Below are 14830 nucleotides of genomic sequence, written 5' to 3'. Positions count from 1 at the left end.
GGAAGCGCTGGCGAGGTGCAAGAGCGACGCCCATGCTGCCGCGCGGGCCATGGCGACGCCATGATCGGAGGCCACTGCGGCCCGCGCTGCCACCTTGACTCGCCCCGCGAAAAGATACATTCACGATATGGATTACGATAAGTGATCACCTCAAAGGACCCTCCCCATGACCCAGATCGCCATCCTCGGCTCGGGTTTCGCCGCGTTGACCGCCGTGCGCGAGCTGCGCAAGCGCAAGGTTGCTGCCGAAATCACTGTGATCTCGCCGCGCGACGAGTTGCATTATCTGCCCTCGACGATCTGGATCCCGGCAGGGCTGCGCAGCGGCGCGGGGCTGCGCATCGCGCTTGGGCCGTTCTTTGCCCGCCACGGGGTGCATCACCTGGAGGCCTCGGTCACCGGTCTTTCGGACGACGGTCGCACGATCGAGACAGATCAGGGTCGGATTCAGGCCGACCACGTCATCATCGCCACCGGCGGGCGGTTCATCCGCAAGCTGCCCGGTGTCGAACACGCGATCATCCCTTGCCAGGGCATTGCCTCGGGGGAAGCGATCGAGCGAAAGCTGGCGACGTTGCAGGGCGGCACCATCGCGGTGGGCTTCGCCACCAACCCGAACGAACCCGGCGCGATGCGCGGCGGGCCGATGTTCGAATTCCTCTTCATCCTCGACAGCCTGCTGCGCCGCCAGGGAAGGCGCGACGCGTTCCGGCTGGTGTTCTTCAACCCCTCGCCGCGGCCCGGCCAGCGGTTGGGCGCGAAGGCTGTGGACGGGCTGCTCACCGAGATGAAGAAGCGTGGGATAGAGACCCATCTGGGCCACAAGATGGTGCGGCTGGAGGAACGCAAGGTGGTGACCGAGGGCGGCGAGATCGAGGCCGACCTGATCCTGTTCCAGCCCGGCATGACCGGCCCGCAGTGGCTGGAGAATGCAAGCCTGCCCTTGTCGCCCGGCGGCATGGTAAAGGCCGAGGCGACATGTCAGGTCAGCGGCCACCCCAACCTGTGGGTCGCCGGCGACGCGGGCAGCTACCCGGGGCCAGACTGGCTGGCCAAGCAGGCGCACCAGGCGGATCTGCAGGCCAAGGCGGTGGCGCAGAATATCGCGTCCGTGCTGGCCGGACAGCAGCCGACGACCAGGTTCAAGGCCGAACTCATCTGCATCATGGACACGCTAAACACCGGGATGCTGGTGTTCCGGAACGAGAGGATCAGCTTTGCGCTGCCCGGTTTCAAGCCGTTCCACTGGTTGAAGCGCGCCTTCGAATACCATTACTTGCGCGCTTACCGTTGAGTACCGGTTGGACGTATTCCATCGTGATCTGGGACGAACGCGAGGGCCGCGCCGCCGGTTGGAGCATCCGCTGCCGACACGGGTGAAGATCCGCGACCCCGCCGCTCGGTGAATGCGATGCATTGCCCGGCAAGAGATGGCCTTGGCCTGCGCCGGAACCGATACTCCGGAGACGCGGGATGAAACGTGCCACCGACAAGCGCCAGCCCCATCGAGAGGTTTTCATTTGTCAGACATTTAAAAGTCTGACATTTAAAACCCGAGCGGTGAGTCGCTGGCGGTCCGGGGAGAGGGCCGCAGCGGGGATCATGCGAAGCATCCGGGACCTGCCCGAACCTGAAGGAGACAGACGATGTTCAACGCGCTTGTAGTGGACAAGGACGAGGAGAGCGGCAAGACCAGCGCCGCCGTGCAACAGATCGCAGTCGATGATCTGCCCGAGGCAGAGGTTCTGGTCGCCGTCGATTACTCCACCGTCAACTACAAGGACGGGCTTTGCATCGGGCCGGGCGCCGGGCTGGTGCGCAAGTATCCGCATGTGCCGGGCATCGATTTCGCCGGCACCGTCGAGGCCAGCGCGGATGACCGTTACAAGCCCGGCGACAAGGTGGTGCTGACCGGCTGGCGTGTGGGCGAGGCGCATTGGGGCGGCTACGCGCAAAAGGCGCGGGTCAAGGCCGATTGGCTGGTGCCGCTGCCCGAGGGGCTGGACAGCCGCACCGCGATGGCGGTGGGCACCGCCGGCCTGACCGCGATGCTGGCGGTGATGGCTCTGGAGGATCACGGGCTGCAAAAGGATCATGGGCCGGTGCTGGTCACCGGGGCGGCGGGAGGTGTCGGCTCGGTCGCCACCGCGATCCTGGCCAACCTGGGCTACGAGGTGGCCGCCGTGACCGGACGCCCGGAGCAGGAGGCCTACCTGCGTGAGCTGGGCGCAACCCAGATCGTGGCGCGCGAGGAGTTGACCGAGGTCACCCGCAAACCGCTGGAGAGCGAGCAATGGGCCGGCTGCGTCGATGCGGTGGCGGGCGCGATGCTGGGTCGGGTGCTCAAGCAGATGAAATACGGCAGCTCGGTCGCCGCCATCGGCCTGGCCGGCGGCGCGGCGATCGACGGGGCGCTGATCACGCCGTTCATCCTGCGGGCGGTGAACCTGCTGGGCATCGACAGCGTGATGCAGCCCTATGACAACCGTTTGCGCGCTTGGGAGCGGATCGCCAAGGACCTGCCGATGGGCAAGCTCGAGGCGATGGTGCAGCCCGCCACGCTGTCGGACCTGCCGCAACTGGGCGCGGATATACTCAAGGGACAGGTCAAGGGCCGGGTGGTGGTCGACGTCAACGCCTGATCCCCGACCGGTTCGGAAATGTCGGAAGTCGCGGTCGAAAGGTCGCGGCTTCTTTGCATTTCGCCGGGATCCGTGATTACGGTGGGGGCACGTGCCTGCGACATTCTGTCAGGTGCGTCCGCGAAATCCGCGCGGACCGGCGGGTTCGAGCCTGTGCCGCCTGAACCGCCTGATCCGTGTGGGAAAAAAGGAAGGGACATTACCCGTGTTTTCCAAGATCATGACGCCGGTCGACCTGGCGCATCTGGACAAGCTGCAGCGCGCGCTGGATTGCGCGGCGGACCTGGCCAGTCATTACGGGGCGGACCTGGTCTATGTCGGTGTGACGGCCGAAACGCCGGGGGCCCTGGGTCACAACCCCGAGGAATACGCCGCGCGGCTGGAGGCGTTCGCCGCCCAGCAGGCCGAGACGCATGGCATCGTGGCCTCGGCCCACGCGGTGGTTGCCCACGACCCCGCGACCGACCTCGACGAAACCCTGTTCAAGGCCATCGACGAGATCGGCGCCGACCTGGTGGTGATGCAAAGCCATGTTCCCAACCTGGTCGATTACATCTGGCCCTCGAACGGCGGCAAGCTGTGCGGTCATGCCAAGGTCTCGGTCATGGTGGTGCGCGGCTGATCCGCGGAACGAAATACTTGCGAACAGGAGGTCTGAGATGGCCGACGATACGACAAACCAGGGGATACCGGAGCCCGAGGGGCATTCGGATATCATCGACACCGATTACGAGATCGGTCAGGACAACATCGAAACCCAGATCGGCCCGTTTGGGCTGGACATCCACAACCCGGTGTTCCTGATCTCGGGGCTTTCGATCATCGCCTTCGTCTTCTACACGCTCGCGCTGCCGGAACAGGCCGGGGCCGCCTTCAGCTGGCTGTTCGGGGCGGTGACCAAGGGGTTTGACTGGTTCTTTCTGGGAGCCGCCAACATCTTCGTGATTTTCTGCCTGCTGCTGATCGTCACCCCGGCGGGTTCGGTCCGGCTGGGCGGGGCAGAGGCGACACCGGATTACAGCTATGTCGGCTGGTTCGCGATGCTGTTCGCCGCCGGCATGGGCATCGGGTTGATGTTCTATGGCGTCTCCGAACCGATGAGCCATTTCTCATCGTCCTTCGGCGGCACCGTGGTGGGCGAGGACGGTGTGCGCACCGACTGGGCGCCGCTGGGCGCCGCTGCGGGTGATGAACAGGCGGCGGTGCGGCTGGCCTTTGCCGCGACGATCTTTCACTGGGGGCTGCACCCCTGGGCGATCTACGCGGTGGTGGCGCTGGCGCTGGCGCTGTTCAGCTACAACAAGGGGTTGCCGTTGACCATTCGCTCGGCCTTCTACCCGCTGCTGGGCGAACGTGTCTGGGGCTGGTGGGGCCACGCGATCGACGTGCTGGCGGTCTTTGCCACGCTGTTCGGCCTGGCGACCTCGCTCGGCTTCGGCGCGACCCAGGCCAATGCCGGCCTGAACGAGCTGTTCGGCATCCCGGTGGGGGCCACGACCGAGGTCGTGCTGATCTCGGTGATCACGGCGATCGCGCTGATCTCGGTGCTGCGTGGCCTCGACGGCGGGGTCAAGGTGCTGTCCGAGATCAACATGGGGCTGGCCTTTGGTCTGCTGCTTTTCGTGCTGGTGGCCGGGCCGACGCTGGCGCTATTGACCGGCTTTGCCGATTACCTGCTTGCCTATCTGGAGTATCTGCCGGCCCTCTCCAACCCGGTCGGGCGCGAAGACGTCAACTTCATGCAGGGCTGGACGTCGTTCTACTGGGCGTGGTGGATCTCCTGGTCGCCCTTCGTCGGCATGTTCATCGCCCGCGTTAGCCGCGGCCGCACGGTGCGCGAGTTCGTGATCTGCGTGCTGCTGATCCCCAGCCTGGTCTGCGTGCTGTGGATGAGCGTGTTCGGCGGCGTCGCGATCCACCAGGTGCTGGCCGATGGCTATACCGCCGCGCAGGAGGCCTCGCTTGAACTCAAGCTGTTCAAGATGCTCGACGTGCTGCCGCTGGCGGGGATCACCTCGTTGATCGGGATCGTTCTGGTGGTGGTGTTCTTTGTCACCTCGTCGGATTCCGGCAGCCTCGTGATCGACACCATCACGGCGGGCGGCAAGGTCGACGCGCCGGTGCCGCAGCGGGTGTTCTGGTGCATCTTCGAGGGTGCGGTGGCGATCGTTCTGCTGCTGTCGGCCGGCGGGTTGTCGTCGCTGCAATCCATGGTGATCTCCACCGGGCTGCCGTTCACCGTGGTCCTGCTGGTGATGTGCTGGGCGATCTGGCGCGGTCTGATGGCCGAGCGGCGCTGAAGGCCACGGGTGCGACAATTGACAACGGCCCCGGGGTGCTTGCGCCCCGGGGTCTTTTGCATTTGAGTGCCGAACGGACACGGCGCCGGATGCGCCGAAGCGGACGGAGGGCTGGATGCAGCTGGATATCGATTTCGTGCGGGCACAATTTCCCGCGTTTTCCGAACCGACGCTGAAGGGGCAGGCGTTCTTCGAGAACGCCGGCGGCTCCTATACCTGCGCGCCGGTGATCGACCGGCTGACCCGTTACTATACTCAGCGCAAGGTCCAGCCCTATGCCCCCTACGAGGCAAGCCGCCTGGCCGGCGAGGAGATGGATGAGGCCCGCGCCCGCATGGCCGCGATCCTGGGGGTGCAGTCCGACGAGCTTTCGTTCGGCCCCTCGACCACCCAGAACACCTATGTCCTGGCGCAGGCGGTGCGCCAATGGATGCGACCGGGCGAGGCGATCGTGGTCACGAACCAGGATCACGAGGCCAACTCCGGCCCCTGGCGGCGGCTGGCCGACGAAGGTATCGAGGTGCGCGAATGGAAGATCGACCCGGCGACCGGGCACCTGAACCCCGAGGACCTTGAGACGATCCTGGACGAGAGCGTGCGGCTGGTCTGTTTCCCGCATTGCTCCAACGTGGTGGGAGAGATCAACCCGGTGACCGAGATCACCGCGATGGCCCATGCCGCCGGCGCCTTTGTCTGTGTCGACGGCGTGTCCTTTGCGCCGCACGGGTTCCCGGACGTGGATGCGCTGGGCCCCGACATCTACCTGTTCTCCGCCTACAAGACCTTTGGCCCGCACCAGGGGGTGATGGTGATCCGCCGCGCGCTGGGTGAACTGCTGCCGAACCAGGCGCATTTCTTCAACGCGGATACCTTGTACAAGCGGTTTACCCCGGCCGGACCGGATCACGCCCAGGTCGCGGCCAGCGCGGGGATGGCCGATTATTATGACGCGCTCTGCGATCATCACGGCGGACCGGGCCCGGAGGCGCCCGCGGTGCAGCGGGCCGGTTTCGTCAACGGGGTGATCCGGGCGCATGAGGCGGCGCTGTTGCAGCCGCTTCTCGACGCGGTCTCTGCACGCAACGACCTGCGCCTGATCGGCCCCTCGGACGCGACGCGGCGCGCGCCCACGGTGGCGCTGGCGCTGAACCGCCCGGCTGAACCGGTGGCGGCGGATCTGGCCACGCATGGGGTGATGGCCGGTGGCGGGGATTTCTACGCGGTGCGCCCCCTGCAGGCGATGGGGGTGGATCCCGAGCAGGGCGTGCTGCGCCTCAGTTTTACCCATTACACCCATCCCGACGAGATCGCCCAGCTTTTGCAGGCATTGGAAAAGGTTCTTTGACCTTTTCGTGATCCGGCCGATGCCCGCCCGCGTATGATGAGAAAACAACGGGTGGTTCATGACCGAGTCCTCTTCTCCGGTGATCCTGTGGTTCCGGCGCGATCTGCGCCTGTCGGATCATGCCGCGCTGCGGGCGGCCTGTTCGGCGGGGACGCCGGTGATCCCGGTTTTCATCCTCGATGACCTGGCCGAGGGGCTGGGCGCGGCGCCGAAATGGCGGTTGGGCCGGGGCCTTGCGGCGTTGCAGGCGGAGCTGGAACGCATCGGCAGCCGTCTGATCCTGCGCCGGGGCGTGGCGCGCGAGGTGCTGAACGACCTGATCGCCGAGACCGAGGCAGGGGCGGTGCATTGGACAAGGGCCTATGACCCGGCGGCGCAATCCCGCGATTCCGAGGTGAAAGCCGATCTCAAGGCGCGCGGGATCGGCGCGCACTCGTTTCCCGGGCATCTGCTGTTCGAACCCTGGACGGTGGAGACCAAGACCGGCGGATACTACCGCGTATTTTCCCCGATGTGGAAGGCGGTGCGCCAGCGCGATATCCCCGCGCCGGAGCCGCGCCCGGGATCCATTCCGGCGCCGGACCGCTGGCCGCGCTCTGACCGGCTGGAGGATTGGACGCTGGGCGCCGGGATGCGGCGCGGCGCTGACGTGGTGGGATCCCACGTGCAGGCGGGCGAGGCCGCCGCGCAGGCGCGTCTAGACCGGTTCATCGACGCCGGCATCGGGGCCTATGACACGCGGCGCGACATCCCCGGGGTCGATGGCACCTCGGGCCTGTCGCAATACCTCTCGCTGGGAGAGATCAGCCCGCAACGCTGCTGGCACGCGGGGCTGCGGGCCCGGCAAGAGGGGCAGCCCGGCGCAGACACCTTTCTCAAGGAGCTGGTCTGGCGCGAGTTTGCCTATCACCTGATGTACCACAGCCCGCATATCCTGACCGGGAACTGGCGCCCAGAATGGGACCGGTTCCCGTGGCAGACCGACCCGGAGCATCCGCATGTGTTGGCCTGGAAACAGGGGCGCACCGGCATGCCCTTTGTCGATGCCGCGATGCGCGAGATGCATGTGACCGGGCGGATGCACAACCGCGGGCGAATGATCGTCGCGAGTTATCTGACCAAGCACCTGATGACCCATTGGCGTATCGGGATGGACTGGTTCGAACAGCACCTGGTCGACTGGGATCCGGCCAGCAACGCGATGGGTTGGCAATGGTCGGCCGGATCGGGGCCGGATGCGACCCCCTATTTCCGGGTGTTCAACCCCGAGACCCAGTTGGACAAGTTCGACCCCGACGGCGCCTATCGCCGGGCCTGGATCGCCGAGGGGCAGGGCGACCCACCGGAAACCGCGCTGTCGTATTTCCGCGTGACTCCGGAAAGTTGGGCGCTCACGCCCGACGATTCCTACCCGGCACCGGTGGTCAGCGCGGCTCAGGGCCGTCGGATTGCGCTTGAGGCGTATGAAAACCGCACTCCGGCGGCCAAATCCGACAGGTGACTTGCCTGACGGGACAACCCGGCCTAGCCTTTTCAAACGGATGAACGGAGGGGTGGATGATCCTGACATCGACCGACGGGCAAAAGAACCTGCCGAGGTACTGCCCGCAGGTGATGGCGCTGTTGCGCACGCTGGATTGCGGGCGCCTCGACATCCGGTTGCCGGACGGTCGGGTGTTTCGTGCCGAGGGCCGTGAACCGGGGCCGGTGGCCGAGATGCATGTGCACAATCGCGATCTTTTCGCCCGTTTGATCCGCGAGGGCGACCTGGGGTTTTGCGACGCCTACCTGGAGCAATGGTGGAGTTCGCCGGATCTGCAGGCCTTCATGGATCTGGTGCATCGGGGCAATGACTCGGTCTACGACGGGTTTCCCGGCCAGGGGCTGGTGCGCGCCTATGAACGGCTGCGGTTCTGGCTGCAACGCAACCACCGCAAGCAGGCGCGCAAGAACATCTCGTACCACTACGATCTGGGTAACGATTTCTACAAGCTGTGGCTGGATGAGACGATGACCTATTCCAGCGCGCTGTTCGAAACCGGGCAGGAGCCGCTGGAGCGGGCGCAGCAGGCGAAATACGCCAGCATGATCGACCAGATGGGCGCCCGAGAGGGCGATCACATCCTTGAGATCGGCTGCGGCTGGGGCGGTTTCGCGGAATATGCCGCGCGCGAACGCGGGTTAAAGGTGACCGGGCTGACCATCAGTGAAGAGCAGTTCAATTATGCGAAGGAACGTATTGAAAAGGCGGGGCTTTCCGGCCAAGTTGAACTCAAACTTCAGGATTACCGGGATGAGCGCGGCCAGTATGACGGCGTGGCGAGCATCGAGATGTTCGAGGCCGTGGGTGAGAAATACTGGCCTGTCTATTTCGACGCGCTGCGGGAACGGCTGAGGCCGGGCTGCAACGCAACGCTGCAGATCATCACGGTTGCGGACCGCCGGTGGGAGGTTTACAGGCGCGGGGTGGATTTTATTCAGAAACACATATTTCCCGGCGGGATGCTGCCCTGTCCTCGTGTTTTGCGCGAACAGGTGGACCGGGCCGGGCTGAGCGTCGTCCGCTCGATGGAGTTCGGGCCAAGCTATGATCTGACGCTACGCCGCTGGCACGAGACGTTCAATGACAAGTGGGACGAAATTTCCGATATGGGGTTCGATGATCGGTTCAAACGGATGTGGAATTTCTACCTTACCGCTTGCGCTGCCGCGTTCGACAGCGCAACGGTGGACGTGACCCAGATCACCGTGTCCCGACCCGGATAGGAGAGCCCGCTCATGCCCACAGCCGCCCGCCTTGTTGCCGCGCTCTGCCTCGCAGTGATCGCGCTTGCGATCTCGGTGCAGGTGATGCCGCAATTGCCCGAGGGCATTGATTTCGGCTATTTCCTGCCGCTGAACATCTGCCTGGGGCTGGTCTGCGGCTGGATGGTGATGGGGCGGCGTCATGGCGAAGGTTTTGCGAGCGCGGTGAACAACGGCCTCGCGGGCGTTGTCGTTCTGCTGTTTTGGGGGGTGGTTCTTCAAGGCGGGAACGAGATGCTCCGTCTGGCGATGGAGCACCGCTTTCGTGGTCCGTTCGAGGCCATCCTGGCGGTGATCAAGATCTCGGTCGATTATGCGCAGTACCTGTTCGAGCCGTGGATCATGGTGACGGTTCTGGTCGGGGGGGTATTGTCGGGCCTTCTGACGCGCATGGCCGGGGTGCTCTGGCGCTGAGCTGAACAGGAAGGACATCAAGGATTTGGCCGATCTCTTCTTTTACGGCACCTTGCGGCATGTACCGTTGCTGGAGGTGGTGCTGGGGCGTACTGCCGATACGCTGGACATCACGCCGGCGCACCTGGCGGATCACGCCGTGCATTGGGCGCGCGACGAGGTATTCCCGATGATCCTTTCGGCCGGGGGCGAAACCGCGCGCGGGGTGTTGGTCCGGGGGCTGGAGACAGAGGACATCGCGCGGCTGTCGTATTACGAGGGCGGCTTTGGCTATGGGCGCGAAATTGTACAATTGACGCTGGAAAACGGGGAATCCGCATCCGCCGAGGTGTTTTTCCCCGATCCAGGGTTGTGGCAGCCCGGTGCGCCCTGGTCGCTGGAGGATTGGGTCGCGCGTTGGGGCGAGGTTTCCTGCCGGGCGGCGCAGGAGGTGATGGGCTATTACGGACGCGTGAGCGCGGATGAGATCGCAACGCGGTTTGCCTCGATCCGCCGCCGCGCGGCATCCTGGGTGGCGGCGCGGGCGCGGCCGGCGGACCCGGCGCGCGACGTGACCCGCGACGTGGTGGTGGAGAGGCATCGCTTTTCGCACCTGAGCTTTTACGGCATGGAAGAGGCCGACCTGCGGTTTCGCCGCCATGACGGGACGATGAGCCCGGTGTTGAACCGCAGTGCGCAGATGGTGGGGCAGGCGGCGGTGGTCCTGCCTTATGACCCGGTGCGCGATGCGGTTCTGCTGGTCGAGCAGTTCCGCGCGCCGGTCTACCTGGCCGGCGATCCCGCACCCTGGGTCTGGGAGCCGGTCGCGGGGCTGGTCGATCCCGGCGAGGACCCGGAAGAGACCGCCCGGCGCGAGGCGATTGAGGAGGCCGGGCTCGTGGTTCGGCGGTTGGAAAAGGCGGGAGAGGCCTATTCCAGCACCGGTTCCTCGGGGGAATATCTTCACCTTTTCGTGGGGATCGCCGACCTGACACGGACCACCGACAGCGGCGGGCTGGACGAGGAGGGCGAGGATATCCGCAGTGCGATCATCGGGTTCGACGACCTCATGGCGGGGATTGACGGCAATCGCTATCGCGACATGCCGCTTTTGGTCACCGCGCATTGGCTGGCGCGGCACCGCGACCGGTTGCGCGCCGAAGGTTAGGGCGGTGCTTGCCGCCGGGCATGGGCGGCGCTACACCACGGGGTGACCCAGATGACGGAGGACAGGATGCGCATCGCACGGGATTTGGCCGAGGCCGTTGGACATACCCCCCTTATTCGGCTGCGGAAGGCCAGCGAAGAGACCGGATGCGAGATCCTCGGCAAGGCCGAGTTCCTCAATCCGGGTCAGTCGGTCAAGGATCGCGCGGCGCTCTACATCATCCGCGACGCGGTGGCGCGCGGCGCGCTCAAGCCGGGCGGCACCATCGTCGAAGGCACGGCGGGCAATACCGGCATCGGGCTGGCGCTGGTCGGGGCCTCGATGGGGTTCAAGACGGTGATCGTGATCCCCGAGACCCAGAGCCAGGAAAAGAAGGACATGCTGCGGCTTGCCGGCGCCCAACTCGTGCAGGTGCCCGCCGCCCCGTATCGCAACCCCAACAACTTCGTGCGCTATTCCGAGCGCTTGGCCAATGAATTGGCCAAGACCGAACCGAACGGCGCGATCTGGGCCAACCAGTTCGACAACGTGGCCAACAAACAGGCCCACGTGGAAACCACCGGTCCGGAAATCTGGGAACAGACCGGCGGCAAGGTCGACGGGTTCATCTGCGCGGTGGGGTCCGGCGGGACGCTGGCGGGCGTGGCCGAGGCCCTGCAACCCAAGGGCGTCAAGATCGGGCTGGCCGACCCGCGCGGCGCCGCGCTGTATGACTATTACACCAGTGGCGAGCTCAAGATCAGCGACGGCGGTTCGATCGCCGAGGGGATCGGCCAGGTGCGGATCACCGAGAACCTCAAGGGGTTCAAGCCTGAAAACGCCTACCTCGTGCCGGATGAAGAGGCGCTGCCTTACATCTTTGATCTGCTGCACGAGGAAGGTCTGGTTCTGGGCGGCTCCTCGGGCATCAACGTGGCCGGGGCAGTGCGCATGGCGAAAGAGATGGGGCCGGGACATACCATCGTGACGGTCCTGTGCGACTATGGAACACGGTATCAATCCAAGCTGTTCAACCCGGATTTCCTGCGCGACAAGAACCTGCCCGTGCCCGACTGGATGACCGCCGCCCCGGCAAGCATCCCGGGCGTGTTCGAAGACGTGTGATGGCCCGGCGCCGGGCAGCAGGGCCGCGTCGGATGCCGGCGCAGGTCGTCGCGCTGCTGCTGGCGGCCCTGCTGGGTCTGTTCGCCTCGCTCGGGCAGGCCCAGGAGACGGCGGACAGCGAGACCCCGGTCGCCGAGGAGGTGCTCACCCCGCCGCTGGAGCAGGATCCCTATTACACCGCCTGGAAGGAAACGGCGCGGCGCGCGGAAAGCGCCATAGAGGCCGATCGCGCCTCGAACGCGGCGCTGGAGGAGTTGCGCGCGCAGCTCGTCGATTACCGCCAGACCTTCCTGGAGGAGCGCGACCGCAACTCGTCCCGGATCAAGACCTTGAAATCGCAACTCTCCACGCTGGGAGAGGCCCCGGCGGACGGCGAGGAAGAGCCGGCGGGCATTGCGGATCTGCGCGCCCGGCTGAACGCGCAGCTGAGCGATCTGCAGGTCCCCTCGGTGGTGGCGCAGGAGGCCTATACCCGTGCCGACGGGTTGATCTCGGAGTTGGACCGCATCGCGCGGGAGCGGCAGACGCGGGAGTTGCTGTCCCGGGGCGAAACGCCCCTGAACCCGGTGGGCTGGACGACGGCGGTCAAGGACCTGACGGCACTGCTGCGCGATCTGCGCAACGAGACGGTGAGCAGCTGGCAGGCGGCGCGGGATCTCAACCAGTTGCGCGACAACGCGCCCTTGATCCTGCTGTTCACCATCGCCGGCCTGGTGCTGCTGGTGCGCGGTCGGGGCTGGGCCGAACGCGCCGGCGGTCGTTTGCAGGACCTCGGCGGGCGCGGAACCAAGGTGTGGCGCTTTGTCGTGTCGCTCGGGCGGATCGGGTTGCCGCTGTTGGGGCTGTACCTGATCACGCGGGCGGTGACCGCCTCGGAGGCGGTCGGGTTGCGCGGCAGCGTGTTCCTGGGCGCTCTGCCGGTGCTGGGGGCGATCATCCTGGGATTCCTGTGGCTTGGGGACCAGGTCTATTCCAAGCGCGACCGCGACGCGCTGATTCCGCTGCCGGCACCGGCACGGGCGGCGGCGCGGCGCAATTTCCTTTATCTCGCGCTGTTGCTGGCCCTCTATCGCATCATCTCCCTGATCGAGACGGTGCAGCCGATCTCGGAGGCGGCGCGCGCGGTGCTGGTCTTTCCGGTCATCCTGATCTCGGCGGCGGTGCTGTTGCAGTTGCGGCGGATTATCCTGATCGACGATCCGGACACCGAGACCATGCCGGCGGGCATGCGTCGGATGGCGCCGGGCCTTCGGTTCCTGTCGCTGCTGGCCGCCGGGGCGGCGCCGTTGCTGTCAGCGGCGGGGTATCAGACGCTGGCCGAGGCGATCGTCTTTCCGGCGATGATGACGATCGCCGTCGTGTGCATGGTGCTGGTTCTGCAACGCTTCGTCTCCGACCTTTACGGCTGGCTGTCCGGGCGGGGCGCCGAGGTCGAGGAAACGATCGTTCCGGCGCTGGCGGGGTTTGCCCTGTCGGTGCTGTCGCTGCCGGTGCTGGCGCTGATCTGGGGCGCGCGGGTGGCGGACCTGACCGAGGTCTGGGCCCGGTTCCTGGCCGGGTTCAATGTCGGCGATACCAATATCTCGCCGATCGATTTCCTGACCTTCGCGATGGTCTTCGGGATCGGATATGCCGCCACGCGGGCGTTTCAGGGCGCGCTGAAGGGCAGCCTTTTGCCGCGCACGAGGCTGGATGCGGGCGGCCAGAACGCGGTGATCAGCGGCACAGGCTACGTGGGTATCATGCTGGCCGCGCTGGCGGCAATCACGGCGGCGGGGATCGACCTGAGCTCGCTGGCCATCGTGGCCGGCGCGCTGTCGGTCGGGATCGGTTTCGGGCTGCAGAACATCGTGTCGAACTTCGTCTCCGGCATCATCCTGTTGATCGAGCGGCCGATCTCGGAGGGCGACTGGATCGAGGTCAACGGGCAGATGGGCTATGTGCGCGACATCTCGGTGCGCTCGACCCGGATCGAGACCTTTGACCGGACCGACGTGATCGTGCCCAACGCCGACCTGGTGAGCGGGATCGTCACCAACTATACCCGCGGCAACACGGTGGGCCGGGTGATCGTGCCGGTGGGCGTGGCCTATGGCACCGAGACCAAGCGGGTCGAATCCATCCTGCGCGAGATCGCCAACGCGCATCCGATGGTGCTGGCCAACCCGGCGCCGAACGTGGTGTTCCAGGGGTTCGGGGCGGATTCGCTGGATTTCGAGATCCGTGCCATCCTGCGGGACGTCAACTGGGTGCTGTCGGTGAAATCCGACATGAACCACGCGATCGCCGAGCGGTTCGCCGAGGAGGGGATCGAGATTCCCTTTGCACAGCGCGATATCTGGCTGCGCAACCCCGAGGCGCTGCGTCCGGGTGACCCGGCCCCTTCCGCCGGGCGCGAAGAGGGCGCGAACGCCGATCCGCAGCAGGGCCGCGCGGAGGATTGACGCGCGGCGCGACCCGCCAATTCGGGAGGTGCCCGGCCCATCGGACCAATTGCCATGCCAATCGCGCCGAAGGTCGATTTCCGCCTTGCAATGCCGCCGCCGATCCGGCACATATCCGCCGCACGGACAGTTGGCCGAGTGGTCGAAGGCGCACGCCTGGAAAGTGTGTAGGCGGGAAACCGTCTCGAGGGTTCGAATCCCTCACTGTCCGCCACTTGCCTTTGTGAAATCGCTCTCCCCATCCGGACCCGGCAGGATTTTCTCGTTGTTTTCGAGGGTTATGCGGGAGGGGCTATTCACCACGCCCGGCGCGAGGCGGTCAAAATCGGTCTCTCAGGGCCGAAATTCTCTGAACCTGTTGCCTGCGCCGGTTTGGTGAATTTTTCGCAATGCGCTGATTTTGAAAGAAAAACCTGTAACGCAACCTGAACACTTCGATGCCGGTGGCGTTAGCAGAAAAGAACTCAGATCGAACCCTCATTTGGTCCGGCGGCTTGATCGGTTCGACCGGTCGCGTGGTGCCCCCCTTGTGGACCGACATCATCATTGAATACCATCCTCTCAGAACAGAATGTTCCGGAACAAGTTACATGGCAAGATCGCAGAAACCGCAGGTTATCGAGCACTTG

General features: G+C 65.5%; 12 protein-coding genes and 1 tRNA gene. All 13 read left to right on the top strand.

Annotated elements, in window-relative coordinates; translation table 11 throughout:
- The first annotated feature begins 166 nt into the window (after positions 1 to 166).
- Complete coding sequence (locus ABWV23_RS18390; RefSeq protein WP_353350382.1) at positions 167 to 1294, top strand: NAD(P)/FAD-dependent oxidoreductase; 1128 nt, start codon at positions 167 to 169, stop codon at positions 1292 to 1294.
- A gap of 352 nt (positions 1295 to 1646) precedes the next feature.
- The gene (acuI, locus tag ABWV23_RS18385) at positions 1647 to 2642 is read left to right on the top strand and encodes an acryloyl-CoA reductase (RefSeq protein WP_353350380.1); all 996 of its coding nucleotides are present in this window, start codon (positions 1647 to 1649) and stop codon (positions 2640 to 2642) included.
- Positions 2643 to 2847: 205 nt separating this feature from the next.
- Positions 2848 to 3264, top strand: coding sequence for a universal stress protein (locus ABWV23_RS18380; RefSeq protein ID WP_353350378.1), 417 nt, complete (start codon positions 2848 to 2850; stop codon positions 3262 to 3264).
- 37 nt (positions 3265 to 3301) lie between these two features.
- Positions 3302 to 4942, top strand: a complete 1641-nt coding sequence (locus ABWV23_RS18375) for a BCCT family transporter (protein WP_353350376.1) — start codon at positions 3302 to 3304, stop codon at positions 4940 to 4942.
- Positions 4943 to 5057: 115 nt separating this feature from the next.
- Positions 5058 to 6287 carry an aminotransferase class V-fold PLP-dependent enzyme gene (locus ABWV23_RS18370; protein WP_353350374.1) on the top strand — a complete coding sequence of 410 codons (1230 nt, stop codon included), beginning with the start codon at positions 5058 to 5060 and terminating at the stop codon, positions 6285 to 6287.
- A gap of 58 nt (positions 6288 to 6345) precedes the next feature.
- Positions 6346 to 7788 (top strand): cryptochrome/photolyase family protein, encoded by a 1443-nt coding sequence (locus ABWV23_RS18365; RefSeq protein WP_353350372.1) that lies wholly within the window; start codon positions 6346 to 6348, stop codon positions 7786 to 7788.
- 56 nt (positions 7789 to 7844) lie between these two features.
- Positions 7845 to 9053 (top strand): class I SAM-dependent methyltransferase, encoded by a 1209-nt coding sequence (locus tag ABWV23_RS18360; RefSeq protein ID WP_353350370.1) that lies wholly within the window; start codon positions 7845 to 7847, stop codon positions 9051 to 9053.
- A gap of 12 nt (positions 9054 to 9065) precedes the next feature.
- Positions 9066 to 9506, top strand: a complete 441-nt coding sequence (locus ABWV23_RS18355; protein ID WP_353350368.1) for a TrgA family protein — start codon at positions 9066 to 9068, stop codon at positions 9504 to 9506.
- Between the two features lie 25 nt (positions 9507 to 9531).
- Entirely contained in the window at positions 9532 to 10653 is a 1122-nt protein-coding gene (locus tag ABWV23_RS18350; RefSeq protein ID WP_353350366.1) for an NUDIX domain-containing protein, read from the top strand.
- Positions 10654 to 10719: 66 nt separating this feature from the next.
- Positions 10720 to 11757, top strand: coding sequence for a cysteine synthase A (locus tag ABWV23_RS18345; protein ID WP_353350590.1), 1038 nt, complete (start codon positions 10720 to 10722; stop codon positions 11755 to 11757).
- A 32-nt stretch (positions 11758 to 11789) separates the two neighbouring features.
- Positions 11790 to 14201, top strand: a complete 2412-nt coding sequence (locus tag ABWV23_RS18340) for a DUF3772 domain-containing protein (protein WP_353350364.1) — start codon at positions 11790 to 11792, stop codon at positions 14199 to 14201.
- Between the two features lie 124 nt (positions 14202 to 14325).
- Positions 14326 to 14415, top strand: a tRNA-Ser gene (locus tag ABWV23_RS18335).
- Positions 14416 to 14638: 223 nt separating this feature from the next.
- A partial coding sequence (locus tag ABWV23_RS18330) for a hypothetical protein (protein ID WP_353350362.1) occupies positions 14639 to 14830 on the top strand: 192 nt, incomplete at its 3' end.

Source organism: Aquicoccus sp. SU-CL01552 (assembly GCF_040365005.1).
Lineage (GTDB): Bacteria > Pseudomonadota > Alphaproteobacteria > Rhodobacterales > Rhodobacteraceae > Antarcticimicrobium.
Note: the sequence above shows the minus strand (reverse complement) of the source record. Positions and strands in the feature narration are given on the sequence as shown.

What these genes read in the sequence shown, in the direction of transcription:
- ABWV23_RS18390 (WP_353350382.1), top strand. Translation starts at nt 167, where the DNA reads ATGACCCAGATCGCCATCCTCGGCTCGGGTTTCGCCGCGTTGACCGCC.
- acuI (WP_353350380.1), top strand. Translation starts at nt 1,647, where the DNA reads ATGTTCAACGCGCTTGTAGTGGACAAGGACGAGGAGAGCGGCAAGACC.
- ABWV23_RS18375 (WP_353350376.1), top strand. Translation starts at nt 3,302, where the DNA reads ATGGCCGACGATACGACAAACCAGGGGATACCGGAGCCCGAGGGGCAT.
- ABWV23_RS18370 (WP_353350374.1), top strand. Translation starts at nt 5,058, where the DNA reads ATGCAGCTGGATATCGATTTCGTGCGGGCACAATTTCCCGCGTTTTCC.
- ABWV23_RS18365 (WP_353350372.1), top strand. Translation starts at nt 6,346, where the DNA reads ATGACCGAGTCCTCTTCTCCGGTGATCCTGTGGTTCCGGCGCGATCTG.
- ABWV23_RS18360 (WP_353350370.1), top strand. Translation starts at nt 7,845, where the DNA reads ATGATCCTGACATCGACCGACGGGCAAAAGAACCTGCCGAGGTACTGC.
- ABWV23_RS18355 (WP_353350368.1), top strand. Translation starts at nt 9,066, where the DNA reads ATGCCCACAGCCGCCCGCCTTGTTGCCGCGCTCTGCCTCGCAGTGATC.
- ABWV23_RS18345 (WP_353350590.1), top strand. Translation starts at nt 10,720, where the DNA reads ATGCGCATCGCACGGGATTTGGCCGAGGCCGTTGGACATACCCCCCTT.
- ABWV23_RS18340 (WP_353350364.1), top strand. Translation starts at nt 11,790, where the DNA reads ATGCCGGCGCAGGTCGTCGCGCTGCTGCTGGCGGCCCTGCTGGGTCTG.